Here is an 18,661-nt window from a genome sequence, read left to right as displayed (position 1 = left end):
CCATGACTGCCAACGTCCTCTTTGCCGCCGGCGCGGAACAATGGGCCATTTACAGAGTGCCCCTGCTCGACGCGCTCGACCGTCTGGGCGTCGCGGCCCGCGTTGCGACCGACTTTCCCGCCGATGAGGTGGATTACATCGTCTATGCGCCGGGCAGTGCGGTGCAGGATTTCACGCCTTTCACCCGCGCGCGCGCCGTGCTCAATCTCTGGGCCGGGGTGGAAAAGATCGTCGGCAACCCGACGCTGCATCTTCCGCTGGCGCGCATGGTCGATCACGGTCTGACCCAAGGCATGGTGGAATACGTGTCCGGCCATGTGCTGCGCCATCATCTGGGGATGGATGCCCATATCCTGCGTCAGGACGGTGTGTGGCGGCCCGATGCCCCGCCGCTGGCCCGCGACCGCCGGGTAAGTGTGCTTGGTCTCGGCGCGCTAGGGGCGGCCTGCGCGCGGATGCTTGTCGCGCTCGGTTTCCCCGTCACCGGCTGGAGTCGACGGCCTCGGGAAATTGCCGGTCTGCGCTGTCTTTCGGGCGAGGACGGGCTGCATCGGACGCTGGCAGAGGCCGATATCCTCGTGTTGTTGCTTCCGCTCACGCCCGAGACCGAAAACCTGCTCGATGCCGCGCGTCTTGCGCTTTTGCCGCGTGGCGCGGTCATCGTTAACCCCGGTCGCGGCCCGCTCATCGACGATGACGCGCTTCTCGCGGCGCTTGACAGCGGTGCGCTCGGTCATGCCACGCTCGACGTGTTCCGCGTCGAACCCTTGCCGCCGGCGCATCCCTTCTGGGCGCATCCGCGCGTGACGGTGACACCCCACATCGCCTCCGAAACGCGCCCCGACTCGGCGGCTGAGGTCATCGCCGAGAACATCCGTCGCGGCGAGGCGGGCGAGGCGTTCCTGTATCTGGTGGACCCCGAGGCAGGCTATTGAACGCGCGTCATCCTCGGGGTTGACGCGGCTCTTGTGTCTAGCGCAAGCGCGGCGGTCGCTCGGGATCAGACCCCGGTGCGGCCGGGACAGCCGCCGCCGCTTGAGGGACATCGAACCGCAAGCCACAGCCCGCCATCCGCGCCAGAACCGGATCGTCCGCGCCGAAAAAGCCCACGTCGAGCGCCGCCGCCTCCAGCCCCGAGAAGGCCAGCACCTCCGAGACCGCCCGCGCCAGTGCGCCCTCCGATCCCGGCACGGCACCGACAAAGCCCAGCAAATGCCCCTGTGCACCGCCCTCGTAACGCGCGGCCACCAGCCAGGCACCCTCTGCCAGCCCGGCCATGCTCGCCAGCCGCGCGTCGAGCGCGCGCAGCAGTGCCTCGGGCAGGCCCTTGGGCACGCGGAATTCGACCGGGCGCGCGGCAACCTCCTCGGGCATCTCCGGCAGCATTTCCGTCAGCCAGTCCACCGCCTCGGCGGGCAACAGGATCGCCGAGGGCGCAACCCCGAGGTTGAGGCCAAGCCCCACGCCCTGCCCGCTCAGCATCCCCGCAAGCGCGCGGCCCGAGACCACGGCATAGGGCGCGGCCCCTTCGGCAAAATCCGCCAGCCGCGCCTCACCATCAAAGGCCAGCACGCACGGCGCGCCCTCAGGCTCGAATATCGCCGGGTCGATCCGGTCGCCTGTCGCCTCGCGCGCCAGCAGCAGGCACAGCTCGCTGGCCGCCAGCACCTCGTAGAAATGCCGTCGCGCGCCCTCATCCTCGGGCGCGGCCATCATCCGCGCATGGGCCTTGTCAATCGGGGTCACGTCTGCCCTCCAGCACCTGCCTCACCTCGGACCGCAGCGCCGGGAGCACCTCGGCCTCGAACCACGGGTTTTTCCTGAGCCAGGCGGTATTGCGCCAAGACGGGTGCGGCAAGGCGAAAATCCCCTTGCCGTGATCTCGCCAGCGCCGCACCGTCTCGGTCACGCCCGCCTTTGACCTCAGATGATAGCGATGCGCATGGCCGCCCACCAGCACCGTCAGGCGCACGGCACGCAGATGGGCCATGACGCGGGCGTGCCATGTCCGGCCGCAGACGGGCGGCGGCGGCAGGTCGGCCCCCTTGGCGTCATAGCCCGGAAAGCAAAAGGCCATGGGCACGATTGCCACCCGCTCGCGGTCATGGAACTCTGCCGCGCTCAGCCCGAGCCAAGCGCGCAACCGCGCGCCCGAGGGATCGTCGAACGGCTTGCCGGAGGTGTGAACCCGAAGGCCCGGCGCCTGCCCCGCGATCAGGATCTGCGCATGGGGCCGGAACCAGACCACCGGGCGTGGCGCATGGGCGGTGGCCGTGGCAGCGAAGCGGTCGGCGCAGAGGCGGCAGGCGCGGATCTCGTCACCAAGGCCGCCCGCGTCAGGCAAGCGCAACCCCCGCCGCGCGCATCGCCCTCTCTGCCGCGGCGAGCGAGCCGTCAAGGTCGATCGCGCGGGTAAGATCGCGCTGCACGGTGACGTCATATCCCAGCCGCGCGGCGTCGAGGGCCGAATAACACACGCAGAAATCGAGCGCGAGGCCGACAAGCGTCAGGGTCGTGACCCCGCGTTCCTGCAAGTAGCCGTGCAGCCCCGTCGGCGTGGTCCGGTCATTCTCGAAGAACGCGGAATAGCTGTCGATACGGGGATTGCCGCCCTTCCTGATGATCAAATTCGCCCGGTCGGTCACGAGTGCTGGATGAAAGGCCGCGCCCGCACTGCCCTGCACGCAGTGATCCGGCCAGAGAACCTGTGTGCCGTAAGCCATCTCCACCGTCTCGAACGGGGCCTTGCTCGGATGCGCGGTGGCGAAGGAGGAATGGCCCGCGGGGTGCCAGTCCTGCGTCAGGACAACTTCGGTGTAATCCTCCATCAGGGCGTTGACGCCGGGCACGATCGCATCGCCCTGCGGCACGGCGAGCGCGCCGCCGGGGCAGAAATCGGCCTGAATGTCGATCACGAGCAGTGCATGGGTCATGGCCCGCATGGGTAAGCGCGCCGCGCCCATGCGTCAATCCCGGCTCTTGCCGTGCGGGCGCGGCTTGCGTAAATCCGCCCCATGTATCGCATCGCTGCCCTCTATCACTTCACCCGTTTCGATGACCCGGCCGCCCTGCGCGCGCCGCTGCTTGCCCTGAGCGAGGATGCAGGCGTGTGCGGCACGCTCTTGCTGGCGCGCGAGGGGATCAACGGCACGATCGCGGGGCCGCATGATGGCATTTCCCGCGTGCTTGACCATATCCGCACGCTGCCGGGATGCGCCACGTTCGACTGGAAGGAAAGCACCAGCGAGGCCGCCCCTTTCGGGCGCATGAAAGTCCGCCTCAAGCGCGAGATCGTCACCATGGGCGTGCCCGATGTGGACCCGCGCGCCGGGGTCGGTCACTATGTCGCGCCCTCCGAGTGGAACGCGCTGATCGAAAGCCCCGATGTCGCGGTGATCGACACGCGCAACGCCTATGAGGTGGCCATCGGCACGTTTCGCGGTGCGGTCGACCCCGGCACCAAGAGCTTTCGCGACTTTCCCGCCTGGTGGGAGGCCAACAAGGCGCGCTTTCACAACAAGCGCGTGGCGATGTTCTGCACCGGCGGGATCCGCTGCGAGAAATCGACGAACTACCTGCTCGGTCAGGGGGTCGAAGAGGTCTATCATCTCAAGGGCGGGATCCTCAAATACCTCGAGGAGGTGCCCGAGGCGGACAGCCTCTGGCACGGAGACTGTTTCGTGTTTGATGGGCGGGTGTCGGTCGGGCACGGGCTGCGGCGGGGGCCGCACCTTCTTTGCCATGCCTGCCGCCGTCCGATCCTGCCCGAGGACCGCGCGCACCCGGACTACGAGGCGGGGGTGGCCTGTCATCATTGCGCGCAAGAGACAACAGAGGCCGACAAGGCCCGTTTCCGCGAGCGGCAGCGGCAATTGCGCTTGGCCGCCGAACGTGGTGAGCGTCATATCCGCTGGATCGCCGAGGGCTGAGCCAGGTCAGGTCACCTCGAACAGCTTGTCGCGCGATGTCTGGCCACGCACCAGCACCAGCCGCGATTTCGCCACCCCGAGCGCTTTGGCCAGCAGCGCCTGCACCGCAGCATTGGCCTTGCCATCCTCTGGCACCACGGTCACGTAGGCGCGCAACGTATCGCCCTCGACCGTCAGTCGCGTGCGCGCGGCCCGGGGCGTCACCCGCACCGCGATGCGGATTCCGGGCGCGGCGAGGTTGGAGAGATCGGGAATATCCAAGGCCAGCCACCCTTCGAGGACTGCTGTCCATGCCAACAGCCCGGACTTTACATCCGATAACGGCGCGCACCATCCAAAGCAAGCGATCCACGACCGAAACAGGGCGCGGCCTGGCAAGGCAAGGGCTAGTCATCCTCGGCCCCGGCCTCATCGGGACGGATAAGGGCAATGTCTCCCGCCGCTTCAAGCCGGCGCACGGCGTTGACCACCTCGGTTTGCGCGGCCTCGGCGTCGCGCGGTCGCACGCGGTCACGCTCGGCGATTTCCTCACGCAGGGCGTCGGCCATGCGTTTGGACATGTTCGCCAGCAGGAAGTCGGCGACCGGGGCCAGATCCCCGGCCTGCGCCCCCGCGAGCGCGGTGACGAGCGTGGACTGATCCACCTCGCGCAGGATGCGCGGCACGTCGGTGGGTTTGACACGTTCGGGCAGGTGCACGAAGGTAAAGATCGCGCGCCGCACCAGTGCCGCGAAATCCTGATCGGTCTCTTCCAGCCCCTCGAGCACCTCGTCGCGGATCGCCGCCGCCGAATAGTTCAGAATCGCGCCGACCCGGGCCACCGCGCCCTCGGCAAAGGCGGTCTCGGGCACGTCCTGCAACTGCGCGGCAAGCGCGAGGCCGATCCGGTCCACCGCCTCGGGGCTGACCGCGCCGGTCTGCGAGATCGCATAGGTGATGCGGCGCGCCACCGGTCCCGGCAATAGCCCGAGCAACTCGGCCGCGCGCGCCACCTCGAGCTTGGAGAGCATCACGGCAGCGACCTCCGCGCTCTCACCCTCGATCACCGGCACGAGCGCCGCAAGATCGGTGCGGCGCACCAGTTCCCACGGGTCGCCGTATTGGCGCACGCCCGCCTCCTTGCGCAGGCGTGCGGCGGTCTGCGCGCTGATCCGGCCATCGAGCGCCGAAATCGCGCCCGCCACGCCGCGCGGAAAGGTGAGGCCCATCCCCTCAAGCTCGCGCGCGAATTCGGCGACCACCTCGGCGAGGGTGCTGCGGTCGACATAGCGCATGGACCCCATCTGCGTGGTCAGCCGCGCCTGCAACCCCTCCGGCAACTCCTTCAGCGGCACGTCCGCCCCCTCGTTCACGAGAAAGCGCACGATGATCGCGGCCTTTTGCGCGCGGCTGAGATGCGCCGCCGCCCCTTGCCGCGCCGGGGCCTCGATCCGTGCCGGTGGTGCGCCCATGATGCCCTGTGTCCTTCGTCCGAAGATCACCTTAGACCGGCATCCCTGAACAAAGCCTTAACCCGGCCCCGGTTTCTTCTGGCCTCAAATATCCCGGGGGGTTCGGGGGGCTGGCCCCCCGGTCTCAGCCCTCTTGTTCGGCGAGCCACCGCTCGGCATCGAGCGCGGCCATGCAGCCCATCCCGGCGCTGGTCACCGCCTGACGATAGACATGATCGGTGAGATCGCCCGCCGCGAAAAGCCCCGGCACAGAGGTGCGGGTGCTGCCCGGTGCCACCTTGACGTAATCGCCGTGATGCATCTCGACCTTGCCCTTGACCAGTTCGCTGGCAGGGGCGTGGCCGATGGCGATGAACACGCCCTTGCAGGGGATTTCGGTGATGGCATCGGTCTCGACATGACGCACCCGCACGCCCTCGACGCCTTTGGGGTTGTCGGTGCCGGTGACCTCTTCGAGCGTGTGAAACCAGAGCGTCTCGATCTTGGGGTTCTTGAACAGCCGATCCTGCAATATCTTCTCGGCGCGCAATTCGTCGCGGCGGTGAATGAGCGTCACCTTGGAGGCGAAATTGGTCAGGAAGAGCGCCTCTTCCACCGCCGTGTTGCCGCCGCCGATCACGACGATCTCCTGCCCCCGATAGAAGAACCCGTCGCAGGTCGCGCAGGCCGAGACGCCAAAGCCCTTGAACGCCTCTTCGCTCTCCAGTCCCAGCCATTTGGCGCGCGCCCCGGTGGCGAGGATCACGGCATCGGCGGTATAGGTCGCGCCGCTGTCGCCCTTTGCCACGAAGGGGCGGCTTTCCACATCCAGATCGGTGATGATGTCGCCGACGATCTCGCAGCCCATGGCCCGCGCATGGGCCTCCATCCGCACCATCAGGTCGGGGCCCTGAACCTCGGTATCGCCGGGCCAGTTCTCGACCTCGGTGGTGGTGGTGAGCTGCCCGCCCGGCTCGATCCCCTGCACAAGGACGGGCGAGAGCATGGCGCGCGCGGCATAGACCCCGGCGGTATAGCCGGCAGGGCCGGAACCGATGATGAGGCAGCGGGTATGGCGGGTATCGGACATGGGGGGCCTTTCCTTGGGCGGCGGTTCGGGCGGAGATATAGCGGCGGCGCGGGCGGCATGAAACCCCCGGCCGCAGCGGGCTGATGGAAACTATCTTGCGCATGGGTGAAACATTATTGCGCATTGGCGGGCTGCTGCTATAACATCCGCGAAATCAGCAAGGGGAAAACCTATGGCGGGTGCCCGTCTCGATCCGATCGACCGCAAGATCCTGGCCGAGTTGCAGGCCGATGGCCGGATGACCAATGTCGAACTGGCCCGGCGCGTCGGCATCTCCGCGCCGCCCTGTCTGCGGCGGGTGCGCGCGCTCGAGGAACAGGGGTTCATCCGGGGCTATCACGCCGATATCGACCCGCGCGAACTGGGCTTCGAGGTGCAGGTCTTTGCCATGGTGGGCTTGCAGAGCCAGGCCGAGGCGGATCTCTCGGCCTTCGAGGCGCGGTGCCGCGCCTGGCCCTTGGTGCGTGAGTGTCACATGCTCAACGGTGAGGTGGATTTCATCCTGAAATGCGTGGCACCGGACCTTTCGACCTTCCAGCGCTTCCTGACCGAAGAGTTGACGGCGGCCGACAACGTGGCGAGCGTCAAGACGTCTTTGGTGATTCGCGGCGCCAAGGACGAGCCGGGCGTGCCGTTCGACATCCTCGAGGCGCGGCTCGATCAGCCCGCCTGAGCGGCGCGCTCAGACCAGATCGGCCAGTTCGGGCGCATCGAGCGGCAGGCGCATATGCGCGAGCGGGCCAAAATCCTGAGGTGCGGCGACGTGGGGAAAGGCGCTCATCACGTGCCGGAGCGTGGCGGGCTCAAGCGACCGCTCGAAACCCGCGCCGGGATGAAAACTCTCGGTCTCTATGCCGTTCACGGTGATCACGGCGTGCCGCCGCAAGGCGATGTGATAGAGCGTCACCGGCTGTCGTGGTGTCAGGCGAAACGCGGTCATCCCGTCAGCGAGGGCATGGGCAGGCGTCAGAACCCGCTCGGCCCCGATCCGCGCGCGCAGGCTGCGCGGGCGCGCCATCAGGCGCGCGCCCGGTCCCATCATCAGATCGGCAAAGGGCCGTCCGATCCCGTAGGCATCCGCCATGATCCGGGTCAGCGGCCCCGGCGTGTCGCTCTCCGGGTGCAGGGCGGTGCTGCCGATCCAGAGCACCGGCAGCGCGCCCTGACCTGCGGTGGAGACGCTATCGCCGGGCAGAAGGTCCTCGATGGCCGTCGGCCCGCGTGGCGTCTCGATCAGCGCGCCGCGCGCAAAGCCGCCATGCGCCGCATCGAGCAGGGGCAGCGCGGGCAGGGGACGTTCGGTCTCGCTGACCGTGCCACCGAGATCAAGCCAGAGACAGCGGTAGCGGCGCGTCGGCAGGTCGTCGGAGCGAAGGGACAAGGGGCGCGCAGAAGGCGCACCAAGGCGGGGTATCGTCATGCTCAGTCCCTCAATTCAGGCAGCCCGATGCCGCAGCGCCCCCGCAGCCGCGATCACCCGACAGAGTTCGGTTTTCCCTTCTTGACGGGCAATCTGGGCAAATCTGGTCCCGTCCCGCAGATTTTCCGTGTCACTGTCTCCGCAGACCGACCAAAGCGGTGAGAAATACAGGATTGTCCGCCAGAAATCATGCGTTGACGCCCATGCAAAAAGCCGCCCCGAGAGGCGGCTTTCGCAGGTTGCTGACAGAGGATCCCGCAGGATCAGTTCTGTGCGTAATATTCGATGACGAGATTCGGTTCCATCATCACCGGGTAGGGCACATCCGAGAGGCCCGGCTGGCGCACGAAGGTGGCGACCATCTTGGAATGATCGACCTCGACGTAATCGGGCACGTCGCGCTCGGCCAGTTGCACGGCCTCAAGCAGCACCGCCATCTGTTTCGACTTGTCGCGCACCTCGATCACGTCACCCTCTTTCACGCGGTAGGAGGGGATGTTGACGCGCTGACCGTTCACCGTCACATGGCCGTGGTTCACGAACTGGCGCGCCGCGAACATGGTCGGCACGAACTTGGCGCGATAGACCACGGCATCGAGGCGGCGCTCCAGCAGGCCCACCAGATTTTCACCGGTATCGCCCTTGCGGCGCTCGGCCTCGGCAAAGATGCGGCGGAACTGCTTTTCGGTCAGGTCGCCATAATAGCCCTTGAGCTTCTGCTTGGCGCGAAGCTGGAGGCCGAAATCGGAAATCTTGGCCTTGCGGCGCTGGCCGTGCTGGCCGGGGCCGTATTCGCGCTTGTTGACAGGCGATTTGGGGCGGCCCCAGATGTTTTCGCCCATGCGGCGGTCGATTTTATACTTGGCAGACGTGCGTTTGGTCACGGCTGGTCTCCTTCTGAGTTGTCAAAAGGGCGTTGTCCTCTGGATTGCTCCCGACAGGCATCCCCTTGCGGGGGCCACCAACACCAATGAAGCCGCGCTTATATATGTCCGCCCTGTGGTGTCAACCGTCCCTTGCGCGCGGGCGAAGGCGCGTGTTCAGATATGCGCGACACGGGATGGAGAGATAGCATGAATCTGGCAAGACTGGCGGCAGAGGCCGAGGCGCGCGGCACACCGGTGCGCGCAGGCTTGATCGGCGCGGGCAAGTTCGGCTCGATGTTTCTGGCGCAGGTGCCGACGATCAAGGGCCTCGCGGTCGCGGCCATTGCCGATCTGGACCCTGACCGCGCGCGCCGCGCCTGCCGCACCGTGGGCTGGGACGAAGGCCGGGTGGCGGCGACCGCCTTTCTTGATGACGGCGCAGCACTTGCCGTGCGCGACGATGTGGATGTGGTGATCGAGGCCACCGGCCATCCGCGCGCGGGCATCGCCCATGCGCGCGCCGCCATCGCGGCGGCCAAGCATGTGGTCATGGTCAACGTGGAGGCGGATGTGCTCGTGGGCCCCGCGCTTGCCGCCGAGGCACGGGCGGCGGGCGTGGTCTATTCGATGGCTTACGGCGATCAGCCCGCGCTCGTTTCGGAAATGGTCGACTGGGCGCGCGCCACCGGCTTTCACGTCACCGCCGCTGGCAAGGGCACCAAATACCTGCCCGCCTATCACGAAGTCACCCCCGACGACGTGTGGTCGCATTACGGGCTGACGGCGCAAGAGGCCGCAGAGGCGGGGATGAACCCGCAGATGTTCAACTCCTTTCTCGACGGCACCAAGAGCGCCATCGAGATGGTCGCCATCGCCAATGCCTGCGGTCTCGACGTGCCCGAGGCGGGCCTTGCCTTCCCGCCCTGCGGTGTCGATGACCTCGCCCATGTGCTGCGCCCGCGCGACCTTGGCGGTCAGCTTGCGGGGCGTGGCATGGTGGAAACGGTGTCATCGCTCGAACGCGACGGCCGGCCCGTGTTCCGCGATCTGCGATGGGGGGTCTACGTGGTGTTCGAGGCCCCGAACGATTACGCGGCGGCCTGTTTCCGGCAATACGGCTTACCCACGGACAGCACCGGGCGCTTTGCCGCGATGCACAAGCCCTATCACCTGATCGGGCTGGAACTCTCGGTCTCGGTGCTGAGCGCGGCCCTGCGCGGCGAACCCACCGGACAGGCGCGCGAGATGCGCGGCACCGTCGCGGCGGTGGCCAAGCGCGATCTCAAGGCAGGCGAGGTGCTCGACGGCGAGGGCGGCTATACCGTCTGGGGCAAGGCGCAGCCGGTGGCGCAGGCGCGCACGGCCCTGCCCATCGGCCTTGCGCATGGCGTGGCGATGCTGCGCGACGTGGCGCGCGGCACGGTGCTCAGCCTTGACGATGTGGCGCTTGGGGTCGATCCGGTGGCCGATCTCTATCGCGGTTTGACCGCCACCTGAAACGGCAAAGCGCCGCCCCCGGCTCAGCCCTTCCCGATCCTCGGCTCGGTGCCCGCGCGCAGCCGCGCGATATTACCCCGGTGCCGCCACAGGATGAGCGCCGCCAGCGCGATGGCCAGCACCACCGCGCCGCCCTGCCCGAGGATCAGCATCCACACCGGGGCCGTCACCGCCGCCACCAATGCCGCCAGCGAGGAAATCCGCATGAGCACCGCCGTAGCCAGCCATGTCAGGCACGCGGCCACCCCCACCGGCCACGCCAGCGCCAGAAGCAGGCCGAGGAATGTCGCCACACCCTTGCCCCCGGCAAAGCGCAGCCAGACCGGGTAGCAATGGCCGAGAAAAGCCGCGAACCCCGCGATTTGCGCCGCATCCTCGCCCGCAACGGCACGCGCCAGAAGCACCGCCACCGCCCCCTTGCCACCATCAAGCAGCAGCGTGAGCGCGGCCGCCGTCTTGTTGCCGGTGCGCAGCACGTTGGTCGCGCCGATATTGCCCGATCCGATCTCGCGCAGATTGCCCAGCCCCATGAGCCGCGCCAGCACCATGCCGAAGGGGATCGAGCCAAGCAGATAACCGATCACCGCCCAGAGCAGGAGGGCCGAGGGGGTGCTTTCGATCAGGGGCATCAGGGGGCCTCGTAAACGCAGGTGCCAGCGACATAGGTCGCCATGACCTTACCTTGCAGGCGCGCGCCGTCAAACGGCGTGTTCTTGGACTTCGAGCGCAGTGCGAAGCGGTCGAGGATGAAGGGCTTGCCCGGATCGAAGCGCACCAGATCGGCGGGCGCGCCGAGGCCGAGCCGCCCCGAGGCAAGGCCGAGCCGCTTTGCCGGGTTCAGCGACAGAGCGCGCCAGAGCGTCGGCAGGTCGAGCGCCTCGGCATGATAGAGGCGCAATGCGGCAGGCAGCAGCGTCTCGAGCGCCACCGCGCCGCTCGCCGCCTCCTCGAAGGGCAGGCGCTTGCTTTCCTCGTCCTGCGGGGTGTGCATGGAACTGATGATATCAATCAGCCCCTCGCGCAGCGCCTCGATCACCGCCTGACGGTCTTCTTCGGCGCGCAAGGGCGGCTTGACCTTGAAGAAGGTGCGGTAATCCGACACGTCCAACTCGTTCAGCGTCAGGTGATGGATGGATGTGCCCGCCGTGATATCAAGACCGTTGCGTTTGGCCCTTTGCAGGGCTGGCAGGGCACGCGCGGTGGTGATCTGATCGGCGTGATAGCGCGCGCGCGTCATCTCCAGCAGGGCGATGTCCCGATCCAGCCCCATCCGCTCGGCCATGGGCGAGACGGCGGGCAGGCCGCGCAGACTGGCGAATTTGCCGGAGGTGGCTGCCGCGCCCGCGCTCAGGCCGGGGTCCTGTGGATGGCCGATCACCAGCGCGCCGAGGCTGCGCGCATAGGTCAGCGCGCGGCTCAGAACCTTGGTGTCGCGCACCACGTGGTCGCAATCGGTGAAGGCCACCGCGCCCGCATCCATCAGAAAGCCGATCTCGACCATCTCGCGCCCCTCGCGCCCCTTGGTGAGCGCGGCCATGGGCAGGACGGTGACGGGGGCGGCCTCGTTGGCGCGGCGGCGGGCGAATTCGAGAACTTCGGGGGTGTCGATGGCGGGCGTGGTGTCAGGCCGGGTGACCATGGTGGTGACCCCCCCCGCCGCCGCCGCGAGGCCCGCCGAGCGATAGCTCTCCTTGTGCCGCTCGCCCGGCTCGCAGACCTTGACGCCGATATCGACGATACCGGGCGCGAGACACTGCCCGCCGCAGTCGATCACCGCTTCGGCCTGCGGCCTGTCCTCGCCGGTGCCCCGTCCGGCGATCACGCCCTTTTGGACCAGGAGCCAGCCGAGTGTATCCGTCCCCGCCTCGGGGTCGATCAGGCGGGCATTGGTGAAAAGGGTGGTGGTCATTCTCCGTCCTCGGCAGATATGCGCCTTAAGAGACGCGCGACATGGGGTCGGAACGTGTCATGCAGACGAATGGCGTGACGAACAAGCCATTCGTGCTGCCCTGACCAGTCGGCCTCACTACCAACCTCTGCATCAAGCGCATGACATATTCTGGCGTCCTGCTTGTCCGGCAAGGCTTGCCAGTCGAGCGCGGTCCCGAATGTCTGTTCGATCACATCCTTGTTGGCTTGCAGGGCCGCGAAATCCCGCTTTGCCCATTTTCCGGTCAGATAGATTTCGACGCGCACCCAGTTGTCCCGCGTATTCATGGCCATTCCGAGGAGCACGCCGGTCTTGCCGATCCCGTGGACAAGCCATGATTGCGCTGGGGCCGAGACCGGGCGCAGCGGGCCGCCCTTCTGGGCGACAAGTGCCTGAACCCCTTGCCAGTATCGTTGTTGCAGCGCGCGCGTCGGTGTCAGCGCCTCTTCGACCGAGCGTTTGGCCGAGGCTGTGCTCCGCGACCAGTCATTCGGCTTGCTCACCACGTTGAACTTGGGCGCGGCGGGGCTGTCGCCGATGCGCCACAACTCCACCTCCAGCGCGAAGAAGCGCACCTCGCTATCGGTGATCTCGTTGAGCCAGTCCATCGCCGCGCGGTGCTCGTCGGCCACCCGCGCGGCGATCCAGACGATGGTGACGGCATCAAGCCCCGCCGCATAGGTCATCAACTGCCCCAGATGCGTGTGATCGGTGCGCTCCAACTGGTTCTCGACCAACACCCAGCGATCCGAGAGCGTATCCTTGCAAAGGATATCGGCGCGGAACGGCCCGACATTCTGCTCCACCGCCTCAAGTTCCAGATCAATACCCAAGGTCTCACCAAGCAGCGCAAGATTATCCTCGCGCGCCAGCCAAGGCGTGAAATCCTGCGCCTCCGATTGCCAGATGTCGCGCAACTCGACCCTGCGCAGCCTGCCCAGTTCGCTCATCCCGCCAGCCAAACCATCACCACGGTCAGCGCCACCAGCACCAGAAGCGCCAGCATCGCGATCTTGCCGGACATGCGCGGGTCTTTCGGTTCCTGCATCATTCCCTCCCCATCGCCGCGCGAATCCGCGCCTCGGTTGCGGCGCGATTGGCCTGATACTTGATCAGATGCTTGTCGCCCGAGGCGGTCACCACCTGCACGGCACTGCCCAGACCGCGCACGGCTTTGATATCCGAGAGACGCACCGCGCGGGTTTGCGGGCCCAGGAGCCGCCGGTCGGTCAGATCCCAACGCGCCTTCAATTCATCCGAGGCCACGTAAAAACCGCGCACCGCAATCGCCGCAAGACCCCCCACAGCGCCAGTCCAGACATGCGGATTGCCGATCGCCCAGAGCACCGCCATGCCAAGCGCCATCGCCCCGGCCGCCAGCCAGGCATGATCGCGCCAATAGGTCGCGCGGTCGGGATGAAAACTCCGGGTCACGCGCTCGCCGTCCTCGAGCGCGGTGGTGGGCGTCATGGCATGGATCAGACCCTCGCTCATGCGCCCTCCGCCAGCCAGAGCACCAGCGCCGCAAGCACCGCGAGCCCGAGGAAGAACACCAAAGCCGCCAGGCGGGCGGCCCGTCCTGGCCTTGCGTCGCCCTTGGTGCCAGTCACGCCCGCCGCCCCGCCCGCAGGCAACGGCGCGAATCGCACCGGCGCGCGCGCTTCCTCGAACCGCCCCACAAGGCGCAGCGCCGCCCCCACCGAGAGCCGCAGCGCGCGACCCTGAAAGGCGCGCGACGGCAGCAAGAGGGCGCGCCCGCTCAGCCCGTCAAGCTGTGCGCGCATCGGCCCGATCTCGGCCTCGCCGATCCCGTGCCCCTCGGCGAGGTAAGCCGAGAGCGTCATATCCTGCAAATCCGCCATGTCGAAAAGCTCGATCTCGTCACGGGCCAGCCCGTCGGCCCCGAGTGCCGAAACCACCTCTTGCTCGGTCAACGCCTTGTCCATCACCGCGAAGACCCGCAGCACATGCGCTTCCTGCGCCGGGATATCGAGCGTGACGCTCACGCCGCGCGCCGCGCCCGCAGGCCCTGCGCCAGAAGGTCCATGGCCGCCATGCGCACCGCGACACCCATCTCCACCTGGTCCTGTATCACCGAGCGGTTGATGTCGTCGGCGATCTCGCCGTCGATCTCGACACCCCGGTTCATCGGGCCGGGATGCATCACGATGGCGTCCGGTTTCGCAATCGCCAGCTTCTCGGCATCAAGCCCGTAGCGATGGTAATATTCCCGCTCGCTGGGGATGAATCCGCCATCCATCCGCTCTTTCTGAAGGCGCAGCATCATCACCACATCGACCCCCTCAAGGCCTGCGCGCATGTCGTCGAAGACCTCGACGCCGAACTCGGCGATCCCGGCAGGCATGAGCGTGGGCGGCCCGATCAGGCGCACCCGGTTCTCCATCTTGCCCAGGAGCAGGATGTTCGACCGCGCCACCCGGCTATGGGCGATATCGCCGCAAATGGCGATGCTCAGCCGGTGCAGCCGCCCCTTGGCGCGCCGGATCGTCAGCGCATCAAGCAGCGCCTGCGTGGGATGCTCGTGCCGCCCGTCGCCTGCGTTGAGAACCGCGCAGCGCACCTTTTGCGCCAGGAGATCGACCGCGCCGGACTGGGGGTGACGCACCACAAGCAAATCGGGATGCATCGCGTTGAGCGTGAGCGCCGTGTCAATGAGCGTCTCGCCTTTCTTGAGGGAACTGGCCTGCATCGCCATGTTCATCACATCCGCACCCAGCCGCTTGCCCGCCAGCTCGAAACTGGCCTGCGTGCGGGTCGAGGCCTCGAAGAACATGTTGATCTGCGTCAGCCCCTTGAGCGCGTCGCCATGCTTGGCCGCGCTGCGGTTGAGCGTCACATAGTCCTCTGCCAGATCGAGAATGGCGGTGATGTCGCCGGGCGCGAGCGGTTCGATCCCGAGAAGATGCGCGTGGGCAAAGGTCATGCCGCCTCCTTGCGAATTCCCTCGCTTATAGAAACGCGCGCCCGCATCGGCAAGCCACGGCCCGGCTTCACTGTTCCACAAATACTCAAGCCCCGCGTGCCGGATGCGCGGCGGCGTGGCCCCTTTCGCCCGCCCGCGCCCCGGGGTAGCCTTCGGGCCATGGAATCGACCCTGACCCCGGAGGCGGCGCTGGCGAGCCTCGCCTGGCAGATCGAGCTTGGTGCGACCGAGGCGATCGGGGACGCGCCGCTCAACCGTTACGACCTGCCCGAAAAGTCCGCGAAACCGGCGACGAGGACGGCCGGTGCATCCCCCGCGCCCGCGCCACAGGCGACTGACCCCGTCGCCGAGGCCGAAGCCACCGCCCGCGCCGCACCCACGCTCGACGCGCTGCGCGCTGCCATGGCCGCCTGGCCGCATTGCCCCTTGCGGCAGGGCGCGCGCAGCCTTGTCTTTGCCGATGGCCGCCCCGGTGCGCGGGTTATGATCCTGGGCGAGGCACCGGGGCGCGAAGAGGATATCGCGGGCCGCCCCTTCGTGGGTCGCGCCGGTCAGTTGCTCGACCGGATGCTTGCGGCCATCGGGCTTGACCGGCATGCCGAGGACCCGGCGCGCGCCGTCTACATCACCAATGTCCTGCCCTGGCGGCCACCGCAGAACCGCGACCCGCAGCCCGAGGAAATCGCCATGATGCGCCCTTTCGTGGCACGCCATGTCGCACTGGCCGCGCCCGATCTGCTCATCCTCATGGGCAACATAAGCTGCGAGGCAGGGCTGAACCGACGCGGCATCACCCGTCTGCGCGGGCAGTGGGCCGAGGCGTTCGGCCGACCCGCCCTGCCGATGTTCCACCCCGCCTACCTTCTGCGCAATCCGGCGGCCAAGCGCGAGGCCTGGGCCGATCTGCTCCTCCTCGGATCGCGGCTGAGCGAGGCGGCGGAATGATTGTCGATCCGCTCACGCTCTTGGCCTTTGTGCCTGCCGGTCTTGCGCTCAACCTCACGCCGGGGGCGGACATGATGTTCTGCCTCGGTCTCGGCCTGCGGGCGGGCCCGCGCCCCGCCCTCGCCGCCAGCGCGGGCATATCTGCGGGGGGCATGGCGCATGTCACGCTGGCGGGACTGGGCCTTGCGGCCATGATCGCGGCGTTTCCGCTGGCGCTCGACGTTATCCGCTGGCTGGGCGTGGCCTATCTTCTGTGGCTGGCCTGGGGCGCACTCCGGCAGGGACCGATCCGGACGCAGGCCCGCACGATGGGCGCAGCCCGCGCGTTCCGCGAGGGTATGGTGGTCAACCTGCTCAATCCGAAGGTCATTCTTTTCGTGCTCGCCTTCGTGCCGCAATTCGTCGATCCCGCGCGCGCGATCCTGCCGCAATTCCTTGTTTTCGGGCTCATTCTGGCGGCAGGCGGGTTTGTCATCAACGGCCTCGTCGGCGTCTTTGCCGGTGGTCTGGGCCGCCACCTTGCCACCTCGCCGCGCCTCGCGCGGGCCCTGGGGATCGCCTCGGCCACGATTTTCACCGCTTTGGCCATCCGTCTGGCCGTCATGCAAAGGACCTGACCCCATGTCGCGTATCGACGAGACCAAGGATTTCATTCCCGTGCGTATCGCGCTGCTCACGGTGTCGGACACGCGCGACCTGACGCAGGATCGCTCCGGCGACGTGCTGGCCGAACGGATCGAGGCGGCGGGGCATCTGCTGGTGGACCGCATGATCGTGCGCGACGAGCGCGACCAGATCGCCGCGCATCTGCGCGAATGGATCGCCGATCCGGGGGTCGATGTGGTGATCTCGACCGGCGGCACCGGCCTCACGGGGCGCGATGTGACCGTCGAGGCGCACCGCGATGTCTACGAGAAGGAGATCGACGCCTTCGGCACGGTCTTTGCCATGGTCTCGATGGGCAAGATCGGCACCTCGGCGGTGCAGAGCCGCGCGACGGGCGGTGTGGCGGGGGGCACCTATCTCTTTGCCCTGCCCGGAAGCCCCGGTGCCTGCAAGGATGCCTGGGACGAGATCCTCCGCCTTCAACTCGATTACCGTCACCTGCCCTGCAACTTCGTCGAGATCATGCCCCGTCTCGACGAGCATCGGCGCCGGAAATAGCGCGCGCGCCCGTATTACAGGGGCGTGACTTGGTTTTCGCCCCGTCGCGGTTACATTGTCGAGGGTGCCGCATCCCGGCACCATGTCTCTAGGGTCCGCGTCATGCGCTTTCTTCGTCAGGGGCTTCTCGGTCTCTTTCTGCTCTCGGTCACACTCGGGCTTCTGGCCTATGCGGGCCAGACCCTGCGCCTTGCCGTCGAAGAGCGCGCAGGCCGCGAGGCGCGCGTGCCCGAGCGGCGCGAGCGGGTCTTTGCCGTGCGCGTGATCCGGCCCGAAGCCGAGACCGTGGCACCCACCCTGACAGCCTTCGGCCGGATCGAGAGCCGCCGCACGCTGGAAATCCGGGCGCAGGCGGGGGGTGTCATCACCGAGCTTGCGCCGGGCTTCGTCGAGGGCGGAACTGTCACGGCGGGGCAGGTTCTGGCGCGCATCGACCCCGCCGATGCAGAGGCCGCACTGGCGCGCAGCAAGACCGATCTGGCCGATGCCCGCGCAGAGGAGCGCGAGGCGGTGCGGGCGCTGGACCTGGCGCATGACGAACTGGCCGCACGGCAGGAACAGGCCGAGATCCAGACCCGCGCGCTGGCGCGGCAACGCGATCTGGAATCGCGCGGCGTGGGCACGCTGACGGCCATCGAGGCCGCCGAATACAACCTCGTTCAGGCGCGGCAGGCAGTGTTGGCCGGTCGGCAGGCGCTGGCGCTGGCCGAGGCGCGCATCGATCAGGCCGCCACCGCCACCGCCCGCGCAGAGCTTGCCCTGTCGGAGGCCGAGCGGCGGCTGGCCGAGACACGCATCACCGCCGGATTTTCGGGCACGCTGAGCGAGGTGAGCGTGGTCGCGGGCCGCCTTGTCTCGGCCAATGAACAGCTTGCGCTTCTGGTGGACGGGCGCGCGCTCGACGTGGCGTTTCGCGTCTCCAACGCGCAATATGCCGAGTTGATCGACAAGAGCGGCGCGCTGCGTCCCGCCCCCGTCACCGTCACGCTCGAGAGCGGCGCGGCGCGGATCACAGCCACAGGGCGCGTCGCGCGCGAGGCCGCAGCGCTGGCCGAGGGCGAAAGCGGGCGCATGATCTTTGCCACGCTCGATGACGCGCCCGCGATGAAGCCGGGCGATTTCGTGACCGTCACCGTGAAAGAGCCACCGCTTGGGGATGTCGCGCGCCTGCCTGCCTCGGCGCTTGGCCCCGATGGCGCTGTGCTGGCGCTCGGTGCCGATGACCGGCTGGAACGGGTGCCGGTGACGCTGTTGCGGCGTCAGGGCAATGACGTGCTTGTGCGCGCCGGGGACGTCGCGGGCCGCGAGATCGTGACCGAGCGCAGCCCTGCCCTCGGTGCGGGTCTCAAGGTGCGCCGCCTCACGCCCGAGGCCGCCACGTCAGGGGCGGAAGAGGGCGCGGCCAGCAGCGCCGCGCGCCGCGAGCCCCGGATGGGGGGATAGCCG

General features: G+C 67.8%; 22 protein-coding genes. 8 read left to right on the top strand and 14 right to left on the bottom strand.

What is annotated here, in order from left to right:
- Positions 1-2: 2 nt before the first annotated feature.
- Positions 3-935, top strand: a complete 933-nt coding sequence (locus tag ACSSV8_RS05790) for a 2-hydroxyacid dehydrogenase (protein WP_354537479.1) — start codon at positions 3-5, stop codon at positions 933-935.
- Positions 936-972: 37 nt separating this feature from the next.
- Here the strand turns inward: ACSSV8_RS05790 and ACSSV8_RS05785 are convergent, their stop codons facing one another.
- Genes ACSSV8_RS05785 through pncA form a run of 3 tightly spaced genes read right to left on the bottom strand, consistent with a single transcriptional unit; the run spans position 973 to position 2,933 of the window.
- Complete coding sequence (locus ACSSV8_RS05785) at positions 973-1,716, bottom strand: SseB family protein (RefSeq protein WP_454281866.1); 744 nt, start codon at positions 1,714-1,716, stop codon at positions 973-975.
- A 16-nt stretch (positions 1,717-1,732) separates the two neighbouring features.
- Positions 1,733-2,344 (bottom strand): uracil-DNA glycosylase family protein, encoded by a 612-nt coding sequence (locus tag ACSSV8_RS05780; protein ID WP_354537478.1) that lies wholly within the window; start codon positions 2,342-2,344, stop codon positions 1,733-1,735.
- Entirely contained in the window at positions 2,337-2,933 is a 597-nt protein-coding gene (pncA, locus tag ACSSV8_RS05775) for a bifunctional nicotinamidase/pyrazinamidase (protein ID WP_454281814.1), read from the bottom strand. The genes ACSSV8_RS05780 and pncA overlap by 8 nt, the downstream gene beginning before the upstream one ends.
- 81 nt (positions 2,934-3,014) lie before the next feature.
- Here pncA and trhO point away from each other — a divergent pair, with 81 nt between their 5' ends.
- A complete protein-coding gene (gene trhO / locus ACSSV8_RS05770; protein ID WP_454281813.1) occupies positions 3,015-3,929 on the top strand; it encodes an oxygen-dependent tRNA uridine(34) hydroxylase TrhO in 915 nt (304 codons plus the stop codon).
- A 6-nt stretch (positions 3,930-3,935) separates the two neighbouring features.
- Here the strand turns inward: trhO and ACSSV8_RS05765 are convergent, their stop codons facing one another.
- From ACSSV8_RS05765 to trxB, 3 genes are all read right to left on the bottom strand, one after another.
- The gene (locus ACSSV8_RS05765) at positions 3,936-4,190 is read right to left on the bottom strand and encodes a DUF167 domain-containing protein (RefSeq protein ID WP_354537475.1); all 255 of its coding nucleotides are present in this window, start codon (positions 4,188-4,190) and stop codon (positions 3,936-3,938) included.
- Between the two features lie 125 nt (positions 4,191-4,315).
- Positions 4,316-5,380 (bottom strand): flagellar motor switch protein FliG, encoded by a 1,065-nt coding sequence (locus tag ACSSV8_RS05760; RefSeq protein WP_354537474.1) that lies wholly within the window; start codon positions 5,378-5,380, stop codon positions 4,316-4,318.
- A gap of 124 nt (positions 5,381-5,504) precedes the next feature.
- Positions 5,505-6,449 (bottom strand): thioredoxin-disulfide reductase, encoded by a 945-nt coding sequence (trxB, locus tag ACSSV8_RS05755; protein WP_354537473.1) that lies wholly within the window; start codon positions 6,447-6,449, stop codon positions 5,505-5,507.
- A 172-nt stretch (positions 6,450-6,621) separates the two neighbouring features.
- Between trxB and ACSSV8_RS05750 the strand changes: the two genes are divergently transcribed.
- Positions 6,622-7,122, top strand: coding sequence for an Lrp/AsnC family transcriptional regulator (locus ACSSV8_RS05750; RefSeq protein WP_354537472.1), 501 nt, complete (start codon positions 6,622-6,624; stop codon positions 7,120-7,122).
- Positions 7,123-7,131: 9 nt separating this feature from the next.
- Here ACSSV8_RS05750 and ACSSV8_RS05745 read toward each other — a convergent pair whose 3' ends face one another.
- Together ACSSV8_RS05745 and rpsD are read right to left on the bottom strand one after the other, a co-directional pair.
- Positions 7,132-7,869 (bottom strand): Hint domain-containing protein, encoded by a 738-nt coding sequence (locus ACSSV8_RS05745; protein WP_454281812.1) that lies wholly within the window; start codon positions 7,867-7,869, stop codon positions 7,132-7,134.
- Between the two features lie 263 nt (positions 7,870-8,132).
- On the bottom strand, positions 8,133-8,753 hold the full coding sequence (rpsD, locus tag ACSSV8_RS05740; protein WP_354537470.1) for a 30S ribosomal protein S4: 621 nt from the start codon (positions 8,751-8,753) through the stop codon (positions 8,133-8,135).
- Between the two features lie 189 nt (positions 8,754-8,942).
- Here rpsD and ACSSV8_RS05735 point away from each other — a divergent pair, with 189 nt between their 5' ends.
- Complete coding sequence (locus ACSSV8_RS05735; protein WP_454281811.1) at positions 8,943-10,232, top strand: NAD(P)H-dependent oxidoreductase; 1,290 nt, start codon at positions 8,943-8,945, stop codon at positions 10,230-10,232.
- A gap of 23 nt (positions 10,233-10,255) precedes the next feature.
- On the opposite strand, the gene plsY is transcribed toward ACSSV8_RS05735, so the two are convergent.
- From plsY to ACSSV8_RS05705, 6 genes are all read right to left on the bottom strand, one after another.
- Positions 10,256-10,861 carry a glycerol-3-phosphate 1-O-acyltransferase PlsY gene (gene plsY, locus ACSSV8_RS05730; RefSeq protein WP_454281810.1) on the bottom strand — a complete coding sequence of 202 codons (606 nt, stop codon included), beginning with the start codon at positions 10,859-10,861 and terminating at the stop codon, positions 10,256-10,258.
- Complete coding sequence (pyrC, locus tag ACSSV8_RS05725; RefSeq protein ID WP_454281809.1) at positions 10,861-12,141, bottom strand: dihydroorotase; 1,281 nt, start codon at positions 12,139-12,141, stop codon at positions 10,861-10,863. Before pyrC ends, plsY begins: the two co-directional genes overlap by 1 nt.
- Positions 12,138-13,112, bottom strand: coding sequence for a DUF4268 domain-containing protein (locus ACSSV8_RS05720; protein ID WP_354537466.1), 975 nt, complete (start codon positions 13,110-13,112; stop codon positions 12,138-12,140). Before ACSSV8_RS05720 ends, pyrC begins: the two co-directional genes overlap by 4 nt.
- Before the next feature lie 97 nt (positions 13,113-13,209).
- Positions 13,210-13,656: a hypothetical protein gene (locus tag ACSSV8_RS05715; RefSeq protein ID WP_454281808.1), complete on the bottom strand. Its 447-nt coding sequence runs from the start codon at positions 13,654-13,656 to the stop codon at positions 13,210-13,212.
- Positions 13,653-14,168 (bottom strand): hypothetical protein, encoded by a 516-nt coding sequence (locus ACSSV8_RS05710; protein WP_454281807.1) that lies wholly within the window; start codon positions 14,166-14,168, stop codon positions 13,653-13,655. Before ACSSV8_RS05710 ends, ACSSV8_RS05715 begins: the two co-directional genes overlap by 4 nt.
- On the bottom strand, positions 14,165-15,106 hold the full coding sequence (locus ACSSV8_RS05705; protein WP_454281806.1) for an aspartate carbamoyltransferase catalytic subunit: 942 nt from the start codon (positions 15,104-15,106) through the stop codon (positions 14,165-14,167). Before ACSSV8_RS05705 ends, ACSSV8_RS05710 begins: the two co-directional genes overlap by 4 nt.
- 159 nt (positions 15,107-15,265) lie before the next feature.
- On the opposite strand from ACSSV8_RS05705, the gene ACSSV8_RS05700 reads away from it, so the two are divergent.
- The 4 genes from ACSSV8_RS05700 (at position 15,266) to ACSSV8_RS05685 (ending at position 18,658) form a co-directional block, all read left to right on the top strand.
- Positions 15,266-16,051, top strand: a complete 786-nt coding sequence (locus ACSSV8_RS05700; RefSeq protein ID WP_454281805.1) for a uracil-DNA glycosylase — start codon at positions 15,266-15,268, stop codon at positions 16,049-16,051.
- On the top strand, positions 16,048-16,668 hold the full coding sequence (locus ACSSV8_RS05695) for a LysE family translocator (protein WP_454281804.1): 621 nt from the start codon (positions 16,048-16,050) through the stop codon (positions 16,666-16,668). The genes ACSSV8_RS05700 and ACSSV8_RS05695 overlap by 4 nt, the downstream gene beginning before the upstream one ends.
- Positions 16,669-16,672: 4 nt before the next feature.
- Positions 16,673-17,215 (top strand): molybdenum cofactor biosynthesis protein B, encoded by a 543-nt coding sequence (gene moaB / locus ACSSV8_RS05690; RefSeq protein ID WP_454281803.1) that lies wholly within the window; start codon positions 16,673-16,675, stop codon positions 17,213-17,215.
- A gap of 102 nt (positions 17,216-17,317) precedes the next feature.
- Positions 17,318-18,658 (top strand): efflux RND transporter periplasmic adaptor subunit, encoded by a 1,341-nt coding sequence (locus ACSSV8_RS05685; RefSeq protein ID WP_454281802.1) that lies wholly within the window; start codon positions 17,318-17,320, stop codon positions 18,656-18,658.
- The last annotated feature ends 3 nt before the right edge of the window (positions 18,659-18,661 follow it).

This window comes from Roseovarius sp. MBR-79, assembly GCF_053628555.1.
This window is presented reverse-complemented; position numbering and strand designations above follow the sequence as displayed.

Bases quoted from the DNA above. Each gene is read 5' to 3' on its own strand.
- moaB (WP_454281803.1), top strand. From the start codon at position 16,673: ATGTCGCGTATCGACGAGACCAAGGATTTCATTCCCGTGCGTATCGCG.
- trxB (WP_354537473.1), bottom strand. From the start codon at position 6,449: ATGTCCGATACCCGCCATACCCGCTGCCTCATCATCGGTTCCGGCCCT.
- ACSSV8_RS05685 (WP_454281802.1), top strand. From the start codon at position 17,318: ATGCGCTTTCTTCGTCAGGGGCTTCTCGGTCTCTTTCTGCTCTCGGTC.
- ACSSV8_RS05785 (WP_454281866.1), bottom strand. From the start codon at position 1,716: ATGATGGCCGCGCCCGAGGATGAGGGCGCGCGACGGCATTTCTACGAG.
- trhO (WP_454281813.1), top strand. From the start codon at position 3,015: ATGTATCGCATCGCTGCCCTCTATCACTTCACCCGTTTCGATGACCCG.
- plsY (WP_454281810.1), bottom strand. From the start codon at position 10,861: ATGCCCCTGATCGAAAGCACCCCCTCGGCCCTCCTGCTCTGGGCGGTG.
- ACSSV8_RS05790 (WP_354537479.1), top strand. From the start codon at position 3: ATGACTGCCAACGTCCTCTTTGCCGCCGGCGCGGAACAATGGGCCATT.
- ACSSV8_RS05760 (WP_354537474.1), bottom strand. From the start codon at position 5,380: ATGGGCGCACCACCGGCACGGATCGAGGCCCCGGCGCGGCAAGGGGCG.
- ACSSV8_RS05735 (WP_454281811.1), top strand. From the start codon at position 8,943: ATGAATCTGGCAAGACTGGCGGCAGAGGCCGAGGCGCGCGGCACACCG.
- ACSSV8_RS05695 (WP_454281804.1), top strand. From the start codon at position 16,048: ATGATTGTCGATCCGCTCACGCTCTTGGCCTTTGTGCCTGCCGGTCTT.
- pncA (WP_454281814.1), bottom strand. From the start codon at position 2,933: ATGACCCATGCACTGCTCGTGATCGACATTCAGGCCGATTTCTGCCCC.
- ACSSV8_RS05705 (WP_454281806.1), bottom strand. From the start codon at position 15,106: ATGACCTTTGCCCACGCGCATCTTCTCGGGATCGAACCGCTCGCGCCC.
- pyrC (WP_454281809.1), bottom strand. From the start codon at position 12,141: ATGACCACCACCCTTTTCACCAATGCCCGCCTGATCGACCCCGAGGCG.
- ACSSV8_RS05720 (WP_354537466.1), bottom strand. From the start codon at position 13,112: ATGAGCGAACTGGGCAGGCTGCGCAGGGTCGAGTTGCGCGACATCTGG.
- ACSSV8_RS05745 (WP_454281812.1), bottom strand. From the start codon at position 7,869: ATGACGATACCCCGCCTTGGTGCGCCTTCTGCGCGCCCCTTGTCCCTT.
- ACSSV8_RS05750 (WP_354537472.1), top strand. From the start codon at position 6,622: ATGGCGGGTGCCCGTCTCGATCCGATCGACCGCAAGATCCTGGCCGAG.
- ACSSV8_RS05715 (WP_454281808.1), bottom strand. From the start codon at position 13,656: ATGAGCGAGGGTCTGATCCATGCCATGACGCCCACCACCGCGCTCGAG.
- ACSSV8_RS05700 (WP_454281805.1), top strand. From the start codon at position 15,266: ATGGAATCGACCCTGACCCCGGAGGCGGCGCTGGCGAGCCTCGCCTGG.